Source organism: Candidatus Krumholzibacteriota bacterium (genome assembly GCA_016932415.1).
Lineage (GTDB): Bacteria > Krumholzibacteriota > Krumholzibacteriia > Krumholzibacteriales > Krumholzibacteriaceae > Krumholzibacterium.
Genome location: JAFGCX010000007.1, coordinates 195,244 through 212,109, shown reverse-complemented (window position 1 = coordinate 212,109; position 16,866 = coordinate 195,244). Strand labels below are relative to the sequence as shown.

The 16,866-nt window shown below is 51.1% G+C and carries 12 protein-coding genes; 10 read left to right on the top strand and 2 right to left on the bottom strand.

The features are described from left to right. Window positions 1-41: 41 nt before the first annotated feature. Complete coding sequence (locus JW814_01635; GenBank protein ID MBN2070130.1) at window positions 42-836, top strand: T9SS type A sorting domain-containing protein; 795 nt, start codon at window positions 42-44, stop codon at window positions 834-836. Here JW814_01635 and JW814_01630 read toward each other — a convergent pair. Continuing rightward, entirely contained in the window at window positions 833-3,412 is a 2,580-nt protein-coding gene (locus JW814_01630) for a heparinase II/III family protein (GenBank protein ID MBN2070129.1), read from the bottom strand. The genes JW814_01635 and JW814_01630 overlap by 4 nt on opposite strands. Window positions 3,413-3,630: 218 nt before the next feature. On the opposite strand from JW814_01630, the gene JW814_01625 reads away from it, so the two are divergent. Both JW814_01625 and JW814_01620 read left to right on the top strand, forming a co-directional pair. Beyond that, window positions 3,631-4,845: an aldo/keto reductase gene (locus JW814_01625; GenBank protein MBN2070128.1), complete on the top strand. Its 1,215-nt coding sequence runs from the start codon at window positions 3,631-3,633 to the stop codon at window positions 4,843-4,845. Between the two features lie 17 nt (window positions 4,846-4,862). Further along, the gene (locus JW814_01620) at window positions 4,863-5,636 is read left to right on the top strand and encodes a hypothetical protein (GenBank protein MBN2070127.1); all 774 of its coding nucleotides are present in this window, start codon (window positions 4,863-4,865) and stop codon (window positions 5,634-5,636) included. Window positions 5,637-5,697: 61 nt separating this feature from the next. Here JW814_01620 and JW814_01615 read toward each other — a convergent pair whose 3' ends face one another. After that, complete coding sequence (locus JW814_01615) at window positions 5,698-6,906, bottom strand: aldo/keto reductase (GenBank protein MBN2070126.1); 1,209 nt, start codon at window positions 6,904-6,906, stop codon at window positions 5,698-5,700. Between the two features lie 382 nt (window positions 6,907-7,288). Between JW814_01615 and JW814_01610 the strand changes: the two genes are divergently transcribed. The 7 genes from JW814_01610 (at window position 7,289) to JW814_01580 (ending at window position 16,688) form a co-directional block, all read left to right on the top strand. Continuing rightward, window positions 7,289-7,657, top strand: a complete 369-nt coding sequence (locus JW814_01610; protein ID MBN2070125.1) for a PadR family transcriptional regulator — start codon at window positions 7,289-7,291, stop codon at window positions 7,655-7,657. Continuing rightward, window positions 7,647-8,540: a sensor domain-containing protein gene (locus JW814_01605; GenBank protein ID MBN2070124.1), complete on the top strand. Its 894-nt coding sequence runs from the start codon at window positions 7,647-7,649 to the stop codon at window positions 8,538-8,540. The genes JW814_01610 and JW814_01605 overlap by 11 nt, the downstream gene beginning before the upstream one ends. Next, window positions 8,456-9,445: an ABC transporter ATP-binding protein gene (locus JW814_01600; GenBank protein MBN2070123.1), complete on the top strand. Its 990-nt coding sequence runs from the start codon at window positions 8,456-8,458 to the stop codon at window positions 9,443-9,445. The genes JW814_01605 and JW814_01600 overlap by 85 nt, the downstream gene beginning before the upstream one ends. 14 nt (window positions 9,446-9,459) lie before the next feature. Then, window positions 9,460-13,074, top strand: coding sequence for a hypothetical protein (locus JW814_01595; GenBank protein MBN2070122.1), 3,615 nt, complete (start codon window positions 9,460-9,462; stop codon window positions 13,072-13,074). Window positions 13,075-13,328: 254 nt separating this feature from the next. Further along, window positions 13,329-13,580: a hypothetical protein gene (locus tag JW814_01590; protein MBN2070121.1), complete on the top strand. Its 252-nt coding sequence runs from the start codon at window positions 13,329-13,331 to the stop codon at window positions 13,578-13,580. Further along, a complete protein-coding gene (locus tag JW814_01585) occupies window positions 13,525-14,337 on the top strand; it encodes a redoxin domain-containing protein (GenBank protein MBN2070120.1) in 813 nt (270 codons plus the stop codon). The genes JW814_01590 and JW814_01585 overlap by 56 nt, the downstream gene beginning before the upstream one ends. Before the next feature lie 113 nt (window positions 14,338-14,450). Then, window positions 14,451-16,688, top strand: a complete 2,238-nt coding sequence (locus JW814_01580) for a hypothetical protein (protein MBN2070119.1) — start codon at window positions 14,451-14,453, stop codon at window positions 16,686-16,688. Window positions 16,689-16,866: the final 178 nt, after the last annotated feature.

The window sequence follows — 16,866 nt, the reverse complement described above, 5'->3', positions numbered from 1 at the left end:
GACCGGTCCGGTCTCTGGGATAATTCTGTTCGGGAGTCGTGATGAAAAAAACAGGAATAATTGTTATAATGAGTGCGGTGGCCCTTCTCGCGGCTTCGAGCGTCTTTGGACAGTACGGGGTGCTGCACAGCACTTTCGTGAGCACTGGTGGACAGGTTGAGGGATCGCACAGGTTGTATCATACATCGGGGCAGGGAATAATAGGTGTCAGCGCGGACGGATCGAATATGATCAGGTCGGGTTTCTGGCACCAGGCTTTCATCACCTCTACCGTCGAAGTGACCATTTCATCGTTCGATTGCGTGCTCTCGGGATACTCTGTTCTTCTGAACTGGGAACTCTCTTTGTCGGGTGGTCCGGCGGAGATCAATATCTTCAGGTCCGACGATCCGGGCGGTCCATTCGACAGGGTAAACGAGACGGCCATTTCGGCCGGGTTCAGGTCGAGTTATCTCGATGAGACAGTGACCCCCGGGAGAAGATTCTATTACAGGCTCGAAGTGATCGAGGGAGAAAAGGAGTACACTTCGGTACTGGTCTCCATAGCTGTCCCGCCCAGGGCGTCGGTGCTCTTCCAGAACTATCCGAATCCTTTCAATCCTGAAACGACTATCCGCTATTATAAGGCCGAAAGCGGACCGACGAAACTCTCTGTCTATGACGTGCGGGGACAGTTGATCGCGGTCGCGGCCGATCGTGTCGAAGACCCGGGCATGCATTCGGCAATGTGGGACGGGAAAGATCGCGGGGGAGATCCCGTGGGATCGGGGGTCTATTATTACAGGCTCGTCTCCGGGAAAAAGGTCTTCACGAAAAAAATGGTCCTTCTTCGCTAGCGAGGAGCGTTCTTCACAATGATCTCTGGCGTTTTAACCTCGTCGCCGGCCGGTACTTCTGAAAAAAGAGAAGAGGGTGAAAAGGATACCGTAGTTATCTTTTCCGGGCTTTCGATGACGAGTTTAAGAGGCTCAGTCCCTCCGGGATTCCATTCCACATTATCAGACGCGTCGCCCGTCCTGAACAAGCAACGGTCTATCTCATCTTTTTTTGCCGGCATGATAATATGCGCGAAATAGTATTCACCGTGAGACGCGGGATAGAACGAATACTCGACTACGTCGGAAGGTTCGAAATTGTCGAAAACTCCCGAAAACCAGCCCTGAAGCTCCGGGTTTCTCTGGCCCCTGACGATTTCGCCGCTTGTACCTTCCGGGGATGTGATGCGCGAGAAGAGGCATTTTTTACCGGCAGGCCCCGAAAGGATGTAACCATTGTCAGACCTTTCAGCCGTAACTTCAGGAGACAGATGAAAGAGCTGCCTGAAAGAATAATCCCCCTTGGTCTTTATCCTGTCGATGAGGATCAAGGTGCGCGGTCTTATGAAAAGAAACGCTCTCGCGTGTTGAAAATCCCTGTGATATCTGAAGCTTCCCTCGAGATAACAGTAGTCATCATCCTCGATCCAGTAGTTTACTTCCGGAGCCTCTCCGTGGCCTGGATTTACAGCCCACGGTTTTGAAGAGACTTTTATATTCGCTTTTTTCTCCTCTTTTTCGAACGATTCGCCTTGCCTTATCGACGCGCCGGGCGTCTTTTCGGCAAGGACCCGTCTGTCTTTTTTTATCCCGTCAGCGGCGGCCCCTTCCAACTCGGGACTTTCCTCGAAATCGATCTCTTCTATGTCTGTGTCGAGGGTGGCTAGAAGCTGCGTGGCTATTTCGCCGTAGTCAGTTTCGCTTTCCATCGCGATGATCTCTTCCAGACACTCTTTCGCTTTGCCCCGGTTGTTCCCCAGTTCTTCGTAACTCAAAGCCAGCATGAGCAGTACGCGCGCTTTTATCCTGCCGGATCCAAGTCCCTTTAACTGCTGAAGCGCCTCTATTCGGGCCGAAGGCTGAGGTATAGTCTCTATATGGACGAGCATCGACTCGAGCTGTGTCTCAGGAGGGTCCTTCCCGGCATCTGAGACCCTGTCGTCCTTTCCTATGCTTATTTTCCGCGAGTTGACTATGGGGACTATCACGTTATGCGCCAGCGCAGAGATGACAAATTTTCTCTCAGTGTCGTTATCGTTATAATTGAATACGCCGAGATCGGTGAACCACCTCACGCCCAGGGATGAGAACTCGAAGGAAAGAAAATCATCCTGTTGATGAGCTTTTCCATAGGGGCAGAAATCAGCGATCAGGTAGCTTTCCTCTCCGAAAGGCCGGGTCTTGCCCCATCCGCTTCTCATAACGTACAGCTGCGCGCCGATAAATCCGATCGAGGATGCCGCTGGCGTTTTTCCCTTCTCCCCAGAAGTCAGGAGCCATTGAAGGAAAGGTTCCTCGCTCCTCCAGTGGCCTATCAGCGATTCAATAGAGGAATTGAGGCTTGAATCTCCTATCAGCGACAGCCTGCCATCAGGATGGAAGAGCCAGGCGATGTTTCCGCGGGCTTTTTCTATCCGCGTCTTGAAATCAGTCGAAAGCATAAGCTCGCCCGCCGCCGAACAATCGGCGCAGAACCTGTAAAGGAGCCTCGTCGTCAGTATATGATACGAAGGGGAGTATTCCTTGTGGATCATTTCATCGGTAAAGTTGTCATCCAGCTGTTTTTCCATCCTTGCCAGAGCTGTATCCCTCCACGAAGAAGCTTCAATGAATTGCGGGAATGTCAGGGCGAGTCTCAGCTGGGCGATATTGGCATAGATGCCGTGGTTGGTCTTGGATGGATAGTATCTCTTCTTTTCGAGATATTTCGCGTGGCGCCATATAAATTCGAGGAAAACGGCAGTGAAAGCGATGTCTTGCTCTCCGAGCCCGGACCATTCGTGCCAGAAATCGATAGCGTGGATCGTCCTGTTCGCCACGCTGTGATCGTACCATGAATATCTGCTCGGCAGGTTCGCGCAATCGAGATTATCCTCCATGAAATCGAGGATGGCCTTTTTCCCTTTGTCGAGGTACTTTCTCTCGCCGGTCTGCCGGAAAGCTTCTGTCGAGTTCGCCAGGAAGTCCATCGCGAGAAGGTTGAACTGCCAGTTGTTGGAAGCGGCGGGGTCTTCCGACCAACGCAGGTCATCGGGAAGCTTGAACCCCCCGTGAATGCCTAGAATATAATTATTGTCAAGGAGCATGTCCGCTCTGAGAAGGGCGTCGGGGCGGACAAGCCATACATCGAAACCTCGCGGTGCCCTTTCGCCGAGTAGTGACTTGATGATCTCGAGCCTGCAGCCCGTCGAATCGCCCTTCTCGCGAAGTATAAGCGCCTCCGAGTATCCTTCCCTGCCGAGGTCGATAAGATCCTCCATGACGAATTGAGGAGAGAGAATGTCGCAGTAACGCTTCTTTACCGAGCCTTCAGCGTTGACGGTAAGGCAGCAAAGGGTAATGAGGCACGTGGCGGAATATCGATGGAATATTTTCATCGTTCAATGATAACACCAAATATCAATATGTCAACATCAGCCGGTTCTCCCCGGTTATCGATTTAGAATCCTTGACCACCGGTCTCTATTCGGCTAATAATCGTACAAAGGCGCGCTGATATTTCATCTCGAAGGGAACAGTTCACCAGATAGCACCAGGCAGGACGCGCCGGCTCGTAACCGGTTTGAGATTGAGGTATGAAAAAGCGAGGTGAGAGATGGAGGATTCAAAGAAGAATATTTCGAGAAGATCTTTTATCGGCCGGTCGGCTGCCGGGATAATCGGCGCGGGCCTGGGATTGACCGCCACGGCGAGAGCCTCGGGCGAGGAAGAAGCCGCGGTTGTAGAGAAAGCGGCGTCAATAAGGGAATACAGGAAATTCGGCAGGACCGGCTATAACGTCTCCGACATATCATTTGGAAACGCCGGGATGCAGGATTGTTCCCTTCTAGAGTACGCGATAGAAAGAGGGATCAACTATGTCGACACCGCGCGCCAGTATTACGATATGGAGAAGGTGATCGGACAGATATTCCCTCAGAAGAGAGATAAACTCTTTGTGACGACGAAGCTTGAGCCCGAACTGTTCACTCCCCTGACGACCGAGGAACAGATCAGGACCGCGATCGAGGAAAGCCTCACGAGGCTTAACACGGATTATGTGGATGGATGCCTGATCCATTCGATCGGCGATCCGAACCTCGGCGGACTCGACCGGATAGAGAATCCAGAGATCATCAAGGCTTTCGAGAAAGCGAAGAAAGCGGGCAAGATAAGATTCTGGGGAGCCAGCTCCCATGGTCCGAAGATGGTGGAAGAGTTCAACTGGCTTATCGACAACACGGACATCGACATTATCATGCCGGGGATGAACCTCCTCACTAAGGGACTCGAACCGGTTCTGGCAAAAGCGAAAAAGAAGAATATCGCGGTAGTAGCTATGAAATCGATGTCGGCGGCGAAAAAGATCGACTATTCGGAGTTCATGAAGGAAGGGCGGACCGCGAGGCAGGGACTGATAAAATGGATGCTCTCCAGGCCGAATATCGATACGATCTCGATATCGATGAGAAGTTTCGAGGAAGTCGACGAGTTCATCGCCGCCTCGGGAAATCCGAAACTAAGCGTGAGAGAACGAAAGGTCCTCGACGGGTATGCCGCTCTCCTGAGCGCCGACTATTGCAGGCCGGGATGCGACGGCTGCGTTGGCGCCTGTCCTAATAATGTCCCGATATATGACATACTCCGCTACAGGCTGTATTTCAATAATTACGGCAGGGAAAAATACGCGATGAATCTCTACTCCTCGCTTCCCGAGGAAAAGAAAGCTTCGAGATGCGGCGACTGCGCCGGAAATTGCGAGGGAGCCTGTCCCTTCGGGCTGAAGATAAGATCAAAACTGGCAATGGCGCACAGGGAACTCACCGTTTAGGCGCGAAGGAGGAAAAAATGAAAAGATCTTATATCGGAATGTGGAGCGTGGTTCTTCTTGCCGCCGTTATTCTGACAGCGATCGTATCCTGTTCCGGGCAGGAGAAAGATCCGGCGAAAAAGGTCCTTGTCGACGCGGTGAAGGTGATGGGTGGGGAATCGAAGCTTACCGGATGGAATACGATGGTCGAAAAAGGCACGCTTACCTCGATCTGGCCGGGCTGGGGGACGCTGACCGCCGAATGTTCCCATTATACGAGCAAACCGGACAAGATGCTTCTCGATCAGGATTACAGCGCCAACGACCATCCTTTCTATTTCGTCTACACCCTCAATGGGGAGGATGTATGGGCCGAAGTCAACCTCGGGATCAGGCAGAACCAGAGGTATACAGATATGATGAAAAAGAGGATGCGTGAGGTCGACGGGATAGCGTATTTTCTTTCAAGCTGCGATTCTTTCTATATTGTCCCCGCCGTCGAAGACGACTCGCTTTTCACCGGGGCTGAACTTACGAGAGTCGCCTGTCTCGGCGCGGAAGATACGATCCTGTTCGATTTTTCCAAAGAAACAAGACTTCCGGTGAGAAAGATCGAGAAAGGGCAGGGCGGGGAGACTCAGATGCTTATGGATGACTACAGGGATGTCTCCGGCCGGAAAGTACCTTTCCATATAAGGCAGTACCAGAACGGCACGCTGGCGAGTGAATGGAAGTGGGACAAGATCAGTTTCGACGTGGAGATCGAACCGGCGATATTCGAGAAAAACAGGCCGGCTCAGCAGACAGGTTGATCTTCGGGGTCTGCCGGATAGTCTGACGCGCAAAAAATTAACCGCGCAAGCTTTTTCCGCGTCAAGCGAGAAATTCAAGCGGCACGGCGCCCAGCCGGGCTATCCTGGTGATCTTGCTCCTGACATCGTGACCAATCACGCACGAGACCGGACAATCGGAGCATCCCGCGCATGGGTCCGCTGTTTTCAATGCCGGTTCCAGAGTCTGCCTGGCGTGAGAAAGGTTGCGATATCCGTACGCGTACATATGGCTTCGCATCAGAGTCGGTATATCGAGAGATTTTCTGCACTGGGACACGCAACTTCCGCACTGCTGACAGAAAGGGCCGTCCTGGTTTTCGTGAAGGCTCAGTTTAAGGTCAGCCTTCTCGCTTTCGCTCATCGACAGATCGGACATCAGGGCGATATCCTTCCGGAGCTCCTCAAAAGTCATCACGCCAGGGACAGATGTGTGGATATTCTCGTTCTGCAGCACCCATTTCAGCGCAGCGTCGGAGTTTATCGGTTCCTTCCTCTTTTCGTCCCAGTAGGCTCCTGCCATCGTCTTCATCGCTATGATACCAAGGCCCTTCTTTGACGCGTATGCTATGGACTCGTCGATCTCAGCCCGGTTGTTCTTTCTGAAGTTGTACGCGACGAGAGCGACGTCGTAGATCTTCGCGTCGACAGCCGCTCTTACCGCTTCATCTTCATGGCTGTGCGTGGCGATCCCTATGAACCGCGTCTTGCCCTGTTTTTTGAAGTTCTCCATCGCGTTGAGGTATGGCTCGTAGAATACCGATTCTCTTTTGGCCATAAAGGGTAGAAGAAATATATCGATCGGGCTGCCGATACGCGCCAGGCTTTCCTCAAACCTGTTTATGAACGGCTCGACTCTCGCCCCATCATTGAATACGCCTTCCTTGTGATTGAAGTTTTCCGGGTTGGTACTGGTCATTATAAGTGCTGAGTCTCTGCCACGCTCTTTTACGACGTCTGCGACCATTTTCTCGTTCTGGCCGTTTCCGTAGTACTGAGAAGTAGCTAGAAGCTTGACCCCCGCGTCGAGAGCCGCCCTTACAAGGCCCGGATCGTTCGTATCACCCGTTCCCATGCTGATGATCGGAAGTTCTATCCCCGTTTTGCCGAGTTTCCTGCATACGAGGTCTTTACCGGTCGACGATATATCTTCCGTTTTCGATGAGGAACAGGATAATACCGTTATACCGGCAAGGCCGGCCAGGCTCGTCTTGAGAAATTCCCTTCGATCTGTAGGTCCCTGTTTATTCATCTCATCATCCTTTTTTCAGGTAGAGCAGAGAGGAATTTATCGGTCGGCCTGGAAGATGGCAGGCCTGTAACATTTTCCATCGTATCAGCTTTTGTGATGATGTCAACATCTACGCGGTGGATGAGAATCGCCCGGGAAATGCCTGCCAGGATTTTTTTAAAAGATATTGAAACATTTTTCTTGACTATCGCGTATTTAGTATTAGTATTAAGTTAATACTAATAATAAGCAGGCAGCACATGTAAATTGATAATAGCGAGTTTAGGGTAGAAGATGATGATTTACAGCAAGTTACGGGAAAAGACGGGTTGTTCGAACAGTCTGGAAAGAGGGAGTATCCAGGGGGTTCTTTCCGGAAGATCGAAAATGGAAGGTGATGAGATTGAGTGAAGAAAACGCGGCGAACAAGAAATTCAGGAAGGAACTGAAGTCAGGTACTGTCTCTCTGGCATTGCTGGGCATCCTCAACAGGTCGAGCGTTCCGCTCTATGGCTACGAAATAGCGAAAAAATTCGATTCGGGGCTGACCGGAGCCTCCGGTACTGGCCAGGGGGCTCTCTACCCGGTGCTCAGGTCTCTTGAGAAGAGTGGCCTTCTAAGCAGCAGGGTTGAACCTTCCGTCTCGGGGCCTCCGAGGCGATACTACCAAATCACCGGGGCGGGGCGAGAGACGCTCGGCGACTGGACCGGTACATGGATAGAGACAAGGGATTTTGTCGATTCCATTCTGAAAGGAAAAGATGATGTCTGATCTGATAAATGAATACCTGGCAAGTCTTAAGAAAGCTCTGGCAGGCTGCGACCCCGCGACGGTACAGGATGCCCTTTCCGACGCCGAGGAACATTTCTGGACCGCTCTTAACCAGGCAAGGGAAGAGTCGCCTGACATAAGCGAGCAGGAAGTGATTGCTGCAGAGATCGAAAAGTTTGGTCCTCCCGGGGAGATCGCTTCGGCTTACATGGAGATAGAGTCGAGAATCCGTCCGGCGATGAATGTCCAGTCCGGGACAGTGAAAAAATCTGCTTCGGCGAGGTTCTTCGGAGTCTTTACCGATCCAAGGGCCTACGGTGCTCTCTTCTACATGTTCTTTTCGTTATTTCTTGGGATCTTTTATTTTACCTGGACGGTGAGCGGGCTCTCGATCTCGATCGGAGTCATGATATTGATCATCGGGCTGCCGTTTTTCGGCTTTTTCCTTATGTCGGTGAGAGGGATCGCCCTGGTCGACGGAAGGATCATCGAGGCGCTTCTAGGCGAGCGGATGCCGCGAAGGCCTATATACTCGAAAAGACCTGAGAACTGGCGCGACAGGCTGATCTTTCTCTTCACAGATCCTCTCGTATGGAAGACGGTCGTCTATAATATAATGATGCTCCCGCTGAGCATCCTCTATTTCACACTGACGATCACGAGTATCTCAATATCGCTTACTTTGATACTCAGGCCGGTACTGGAATACGTTTTTCATCTTCCGATGATACAGAATAATGACTGGAGTTACTGGACTCCCGGTTATCTGATGCCGGTGGCGGTTGCTCTTGGAATATTATGGTTTTTTCTGACCCTTCATATGGCCAGGGGACTCGGCAGGATGCAGGCCAGGATAGCGAAGAATATGCTCGTAAGAGACTAAAAAGAAAAGGAGCGGTTGTGGCAGAAGAATTCAGACTGGAGATCAGGAATATATCGAAGAGGTATGGGAACGGAGTAAAAGCGCTTGAGGATCTTTCCCTGACTATAGAAAAAGGGGGGATGTTCGGTCTGCTCGGACCGAACGGCGCCGGCAAATCAACGCTGATGAGATCGATCGCCACCCTTCAGGCGGTGGATGAGGGATCGATCATGCTGGGAGATATCGATGTCCTGAAAGATCACGAATCGGTAAGGCGCATCCTTGGTTATCTTCCACAGGATTTCGGAGTCTATTCGAATGTTTCGGCGAAGATGCTGCTCACCCATTTTGCCACTCTGAAAGGGATAACCGGCCACGGGCGCAGAAGAGAGGTCGTAGACCATCTTTTGCGGAAAACGAATCTGTGGAATGTAAAAGACAAGAAACTTGGATCTTTCTCCGGAGGGATGAAACAGCGTTTCGGAGTCGCCCAGGCTCTCATAGGAGATCCTCGCCTGATAATAGTCGACGAACCGACGGCCGGTCTCGATCCTGAGGAAAGAAACCGTTTTCTCAACATCCTCAGCGAGATAGGAGAAAATGTAATTGTCATCCTTTCAACTCATATAGTCGAAGATGTCAGCGAAGTATGTTCTTCGATGGCGATCATTTCTGAAGGGCGGCTCCTGAGGGCGGGCAGTCCATCCGATGCGATAGCCTCTCTAAAAGGAAAAATATGGAAAACCGCAGTCACCAGAAGTGAATTAGCGTCATCAAGAGACAAATTCGCCGTGATAGGGGAAAGGCTTTCTGGAGGCAGGACATTTATTCATGTCTATTCGGACCAGTCTCCCGGCGAGGCATTTGAAAGCTCTCGCCCCGATCTGCGAGATGTCTATTTCACGACCCTTCGACAGGTCAATTAAGGGAGGACAGCGGGATGTTTTGGGAAATACTAAGATTCGAGATCTTGTATCGGTTGCGCAGGCCTCTGCTCTATGTCTTCGCGATCATCTTCTTTTTTATGCCGTTTGGCGCCATATCTACCGATTCTGTGATGATCGGCGGCGCGATCGGTAATGTCGCGAGGAACGCTCCCTACGTGATCGTCGAGATGCTCATCATGATGAGTCTCTTCGGGCTTCTTTTCGTAACGATATTCGTCGCTCCCTCGGTGAACAGGGATAACGAAGTGAACGTGCAGCAACTTTTCTTCAGTAAACCGCTTACGAAGAGCGCTTATATCTTCGGCAGGTATGCCGGTTCAGTCATTCCGGTCATCCTCGCGATGGTCATGGCCTGTCTTGGTATATGGCTGGCGAGCGTTATGCCGTACCAGGACCCGGAGAGGATACTCGCCTTCGACGCCAGACCGTATATATTCGCCATGGCAGTTTTCGTCATTCCGAATATGCTTCTGTCGGGCGCGATATTTTTTTCCATCTCCACGCTGACGCGGAAGAATTTTTCCGCCTACGTGGGAGTCATAGCCTTCCTTGCCCTGTGGGGGATGGGAGCGGCGGTAATGGCCGATCTCGATCACCAGACCGCGGCGTCCATTGTCGATCCTTTCGGACTTGCCTCTTTCAGAGTCATAACGAGATACTGGACGATCGCCGAGCGTAATACGATGATCCTTCCTGTCGGCGGATTGCTTCTGGTGAACCGGATCCTATGGTTGGCCGTAGCGGCGGCGATCATCTTTCTTACCAACTGGCGTTTTCGAATGATGCTCCCTGCCGGCAGCAGTAGCAAAAAGCGCCAGCTCATCGGGCCTGCCGAGACAGGTCCCGTAGCCGGCGAGCCAGGGGCCGCCGACTTTGCAGCCTCGATCGATACTGCTCCGGATTTTTCATTTCGTTCGAGGTTGGCGCAGCTTGTAGAATTGATTTCTCTCGAGACGAGATCGATCCTCCATTCGATCCCTTTTCTGATCATCACTATCTTCGGGATGGCCAACCTTATCAGCGCCCTCTTTATCAACCCCGAAGGGACGACGAACTATCCTCTGACGCAACATATGCTCGAAGCGATAGAGGGAGCCTTCGCCGTCATGCCGTGGCTGGTGATCATCATTTATGGAGCCGAGATCGTATGGAAGAACAGAAGGGTCCGGATCGACGGAATCGTCGACTCCCTTCCAGTATCGAACTGGATCCACCTCACGTCGAAACTTGCCGCCCTCTCGGTGACTCTTTTTATCATGGCGACGGCGGCGATGGCATGCGCTGTCGCTTACCAGCTTTTCAGCGGGTATTTCGATTTTCAGACTCTCCTTTATTTCAAGGGGCTCTTTCTTATTATGCTCGGTGAATGGCTTCTGCTCTGCGTGCTCTCGGTATTTTTTCAGGTCCTTTCAGGAAACAGGTATTTCGGGACGCTCCTTATGGTGATAGCTTTCATTGCTCTTGAGGTCCTTCCGGAAATGGGATTTGAACATAACCTGTACCTCTTTGCGCAGATCCCGCGCTCGCCGTGGTCCGATATGAACGGGTACGGACATTTCGGAAAGGCGATATTCTGGTTCAGGACATACTGGACCCTTTTTGCCGGGATACTCGTTTTACTTGCAACTTTGCTCTGGATACGTGGAAACGACAGGAGTCCCAGGGTAAGAGCACTTCTTTTCAGGAATCGATTGACGCGAAACCCTGCCACCACTCTCGCTGTTTTAATTGCAGTCTTTCTGCTGGCCGGCCTGTGGGTTTATTATAATACCAATGTCGTCAACGAATTCACAAACGAGGACCAGTCCCGGATCATCCAGGCGGAGTACGAAAAGCTCTACGGAAAGTACGAGGATCTGCCGCAGCCGAAGGTCGTCGCCGCCGATCTCGAAGTCGATATATATCCCCGCTCGCGTAAGGCCGATATAGCAGGTCTTCTGACCCTCGTAAATTCCAGCGGTTCAGAGATTGATTCTCTTCATATTAATATCAGCCCGGAAATAGATAATGCAGGGCTTGAGATAGAAGGGACCGGTTCAGCGCGACTCAACGCTGCCCTGCTCCTCGATGACCGCGAACGCGGCTACAGGATATATTCTCTCGATCCTCCCCTTCCTGACGGCGATACGCTTCTTGTGAAGCTCTCGATCAAAGTCGAAGAAAAAGGATTCATGAACGGAAGGACTAACGTAAAACTGGTGGAAAACGGCACTTTCTTCTCGAACGAGCATTACATGCCATCATTCGGCTACAATCCCGGCCGCGAAATAAGCGATCCGGCAAGGCGGAAGGAGGCGGGATTGCCCGAAGGTAAAGGAGCTCCATCTGTTGACGATCAGGAAGCATTGATGCGTTCATTCGTCCGTGATGCTGACCGTATACGATTCCAGGCGACTGTGAGCACAAGTCTCGACCAGACCGCCATCGCTCCCGGAGAACTTGTTCGGGAGTGGACAGACCACGGCAGAAGGTATTTTCATTACCGCGCCGAACGGCCGATCCTGAATTTTTACTGTTTCGTGTCGGGCAGGTACGAGATCGCGAGGGAGATCTGCGGGGAGACGGAAGTCGAGGTGTATTATCATCCGCGGCATGGGATGAATGTGCCGAGGATCATCGAGGCTGTTAATAAATCCCTGGCGCACTATACTTCCGAATATAGCCCATATCCCTACAAGGAACTCAGGATCGTCGAATTTCCAAGGTACAGGAGATTCGCGCAGTCGTTTTCGACGACGATACCGTTCAGTGAAGCGGCGAATTTCACCGAAGACCTGACGAATGAATCAACGGTCGATATGGTCTTCTTCATAACCGCTCACGAGATAGCGCACCAGTGGTTCGCCCACCAGGTGACGCCTGCTCCGGTCCAGGGGGCAGAGATGATAGGAGAGAGCCTGACGCAATACTCCGCCCTGATGGTAATGGAAAAAGACTATGGGCCGGACAGGATGAAGAGTTTTCTTCGGTATGAGCTCGATCGATATCTGAGCGGCAGGTCCAACGAACTGAAGGAAGAAAAGCCATTGATGCTTGTCGAGGATCAGCCTTATATCTATTATAACAAGGGAGCCTTGGCGATGTACGCGATGCGCGATTACCTTGGCGCCGAAGTGATGAACAAAGTCATGCGGGATTATGTAAACCGAACTGCTTTTGCCGGACCTCCATACACGAATACCCTCGAGTTCATGGCTCTGCTCAGGCCGGCAGTACCGGAAGAGTACGCTTACCTGATCGAGGATATGTTCGAGACGATTACGCTGTATGACAACCGTATGGAAAAAGCCTTCTTCAGCGAGACAGACGATGGCAGGTACAGCGTCACTGTCGAATATCTTTCCCGCAAGATGCGGGCCGACGGCAAAGGTTACGAGACGGAGATAGATCATAGCGACTGGATCGAAATAGGTGTCTATGGCGAGGAGACTGAAACAAGCGGATCACTCGGCAGGCCCCTTTACCAGAAGAAGCACAGGATCGAAAATGGCTGTGGACATCTGGAGTTGATCGTGGACGAAAAACCTGTCAGGGCCGGAATCGATCCTCGCAACATCCTGATAGACCGCGTTCCCGGAGATAATGTCAGGAAAGTATCGAAGATCTGAGTGAATTGTAGTGTTGCCAGGAAGAAAATTCTGGAGGGAATGGAAATGAACAGACTGGGGTTTTTGGGATTCCTTGGGTTCACAGGTTGTCTTGGCTTTTTGCCAGGCCAGAGAAATCTCTTTATCCTTTTCGTCTTATGCGTGCTCTTTGGTCTTTTCGCTCTCCCCGCGCGGAATAAACAAAAACGATAGAGAGGGAAAAGGAGCGGGCAGGAAAGTAGTATTTTCAAGGAGGGTGCCTGCTGAATCGATTGTTGAGACCAGCGTATATTTTTGCTGCCGTACTTATAATAGTCATCCCTCCGGTCGTCTCGATCGCGATTTCTGCCGGAGAAGCCGTTTTTGCCGATGAGCCAGGCGCCTACGCCCTTTACGACAGGATGCTCGATATGTTCAGGTCGGAGAAGACGATCGATCTCGAGAGTAAATACGACTGGGGGGACAGCCGATATGCAAACAGCGATGACAGTCTCGATTTTCGAGTTCAGCACCTTTCACGGGTATGACGATCCGATGCTCGAACATCTCGACGCGGTGAGGGGGCTTGGATCCGAGGTGACAGGCGGCGAGGAATGCGACGTGATCGAAGTGAGTTTCATGCTGGGTCAGAGAAAAAAGAAATACTGGATATCAAGGGAGAACCATATCCCTGTCAGGCTCGAACAGGTTATAGAGACTGTGCCGCGTTATATTACAACTGAAAAATGGTCCAATATAGAGCCAGGGCTCGATATCGATGACCGTCTTTTCGACTGGCAGCCGGGCGAGGGCTGGTATGAGTACAGGGAACCTGTTCTCGAGGACGGATTGATCAAGGCGGGAGAGATCGCCCCCGATTTCGAACTGGATCTTTACTCCGGTGGCAGATTCAAATTGTCAAGGCAGAGGGGGAATCTCGTCTGGCTCGTCTTCTGGAGGGTCGGATGCCCTCCCTGCAGGATAGAGATGCCTCATCTCGAAGAGATGCACCATAAGTACGGATCGAAGGGACTGACGATAGTCGGGTTTAACTGCGCCGATTCACGCGAGACAGTCGAGGATTTCTTCTCCGAATACAAGACGTCATATTTGACCGTCCTCGATTCGTCGGATGAAGCAAAAGATATCTTTATGAAGCAGTACCAGAGGATAAAGGGTATGTCAGCTGTCCCTCTGAACTATATCATAGGCCCGGACGGAAGGGTCATCAGGGCCTGGTATGGATTCGATGATAGTGAGCACGGAAGCGAAGAGTGGCTGCTTGGACTTATTCCGAAAAAATAAGATCCCGCGGGCAATGACAGCCTCTCGGCTCCGCGCTGAAACTTTTTACCCGTCCAATCCGTAAATCATGCGAATAATTTTTATGATATGGTGTTAACGGAAAAGGAGTTCGCGTGATAAAAAAGAAGCCCAGGCAGAAGGCAGTCGCGTTGTCTGTTTTCGCGATCATAACCATCTTAGGAGGACTGCTTGCGTGGCGTCTGTCTGATATTCCATTCGGTACTCTGTTCGATACGGTCCTTCTTGTGACGGCAGTCGGAGCAGCTTCGTTGATCGGGACTGTCTCACTGATCATGTTCAGATCAAAGATCAGGTGCATTCAGATAGCCGGCGCGATTCCGGGGATTTTCGCCGTGGCTATGATACTTCTAATAATCATAATCAAGATCGATTACAAGATCATTCCCGGCACCAGCTATCGAACCGGGCTTTCAAGTGAAGAATGGATCGGTGATCTGAAATATTTTACCGAAAAATTCCCTGAACTCCATCCTAGGCTTTTTGAAATGATCGAGAGGGAAGATTTTAAGTCACAGGCCCTCGTGCTTGAAGAAAAGATACCCGCCATCGGCGAGAATTCGATCAAAACTGAATTCTACAAGCTGCTTGCTCTGCCTGGCGACGCCCATTCGTTCCCGAATATTTTCACGCACAAGATCGACTGGCATCTTCTCCCTTTCAGCTTATGGCTTTTTGACAGTGGATTGATGATAACGGACGCTGGGCGCGATCACAGGGAAATGATCGGTGCATATATCGTAAAGATCGATGATACCGATATCGATCTGATCTATGAAAAGCTCAGGTCATGCATGGCCGCCGAAAACGAGCATGGTTGGAAGCTGAGATTCACATATGCTATAAGCGTCTCTGAATGGCTCGAATCGGAAGGTATAGTCAAAGACCGGCAGCGCGTCACTTTGACTCTTGAAACGGTCGATGGTTCAAGGTTTAAAAGGGAGATCAGGCCGGTCCATTTTCTTCCGGTGATATACTGGTCGAGCCTCAGGAAGATCGATAACAGGAGTTCCTTTGTATATTCGAATGACTGCGAAGACAATTTCTGGTTCGAATATGTCGAGGATACAGGGACGCTGTACCTGCAGTTCAATGCCTGTCAGCGAGAGTCGAGGATTGAGAATATCGATCAGTTCGTGTCCCGGCTCGGCGACTGGATAGATAATAATGATTTCGATAGAATGGTAATCGATATCAGAAAAAACGACGGGGGGGATTCCTATGTGTCGAGAGCGATAGCCGGAATGATCATAGGAAAAGACAAGGTCGACAGGTCTGGAAGGTTATTTGCTCTCTCAAGCCGTAAGACTTTTTCCGCGGCCGTCATGTTTCTTTCCCTTCTCGAGTATAATACCAGGGTCGTGATCGTCGGAGAAGAGACCGGGCAGGGCCCCTTTTTCTGTGGCAGACCCAGGACTCTTGTTCTGCCAAATTCGAGGATGGAACTTCTCATAGGAAGCTACTACAATCGCTGCGCCCTGGTCGATGATGGAGAGAACGCGATAGTACCAGATATCGCCGTACCGTATACTGCCGATGACTTCCTCTGTGGCCGTGATCCCGCGATCGAGGCTGTGTTGAGCTACATTCCAGAGAGGCGGGAAATCGCGCCTGTGAAGAAGGAAGATCTTCGGGCAATGGCCGGAAGGTACATGTACAGCCCGTTTCAGATCCTTGAAGTTGAAAGTGTTGAAGGGCGGCTACAGTTTGCCATTTCCGATTTCTTTGAAGGAAGTTACGGAAACGCAAGATCGGAACTTTATCCCGAAGGTGATGGCATCTTCGCTACAGATATCAGAGGTGTCGAACTGGTATACGTCAACGGTACGAAAATGGCTGCCGGAAAAAACCCGGGTGTGGCGGAAGTGAGTTCTTCGGAAGAGACACGCGAAGGTATTCTGCTTCGATGGAGGGGCGTGGAATCATTTGCTCCAAGGGTGAAAAAAGGCCAAAAATTACCTATGGAACTTATCGCCGAGGGCAGGGTCGAGGACGGAGTCAGAGAACTGTTCGAACAGAGGGATCTTTATCTCGCCGAAGTACCTGACCTTGAAAGCAGGCTCAACGGCACGGGGTATGCGTTGCTGAGGAAGGACGATTTCAAGCCCGCGATCGAGATATTCAGACTTAATCTAAAGCTTTTTCCCGCTTCCGCCAATGTCTATGACAGTCTGGCGGAGGGATATCTTCTTGCCGGCGAGGTTGAAACCGCGAAAGAAAATTACAGGAAATCGCTCGAGATCGACCCGGGAAATAAAAACGCGAGGGAGATCCTGCGGCTTTTGGAAAAGGGAAAAAGATACGATCGTGCTTCAGGTAAATGGGTCGGATAGCTTTGGAAACATATTGACAGGCCGTGAGAAATAGAGTACAATCAAATTCATAGGTATATATACTTGGGTATTAACCCCCTGAGTGCCAGGCGATCCTTCGTTGGGACGCCGGTGTATGGCAGGCCGGGTTTGATTCGACGCAAAGCCTCCAGGGCGCCAGACTCGCTATGGTTGCCGG

Coding starts and splice junctions, on each gene's coding strand:
- JW814_01615 (MBN2070126.1), bottom strand. CDS start 6,906: ATGAATAAACAGGGACCTACAGATCGAAGGGAATTTCTCAAGACGAGC.
- JW814_01605 (MBN2070124.1), top strand. CDS start 7,647: ATGATGTCTGATCTGATAAATGAATACCTGGCAAGTCTTAAGAAAGCT.
- JW814_01625 (MBN2070128.1), top strand. CDS start 3,631: ATGGAGGATTCAAAGAAGAATATTTCGAGAAGATCTTTTATCGGCCGG.
- JW814_01595 (MBN2070122.1), top strand. CDS start 9,460: ATGTTTTGGGAAATACTAAGATTCGAGATCTTGTATCGGTTGCGCAGG.
- JW814_01630 (MBN2070129.1), bottom strand. CDS start 3,412: ATGAAAATATTCCATCGATATTCCGCCACGTGCCTCATTACCCTTTGC.
- JW814_01635 (MBN2070130.1), top strand. CDS start 42: ATGAAAAAAACAGGAATAATTGTTATAATGAGTGCGGTGGCCCTTCTC.
- JW814_01620 (MBN2070127.1), top strand. CDS start 4,863: ATGAAAAGATCTTATATCGGAATGTGGAGCGTGGTTCTTCTTGCCGCC.
- JW814_01600 (MBN2070123.1), top strand. CDS start 8,456: ATGGTTTTTTCTGACCCTTCATATGGCCAGGGGACTCGGCAGGATGCA.
- JW814_01585 (MBN2070120.1), top strand. CDS start 13,525: ATGCAAACAGCGATGACAGTCTCGATTTTCGAGTTCAGCACCTTTCAC.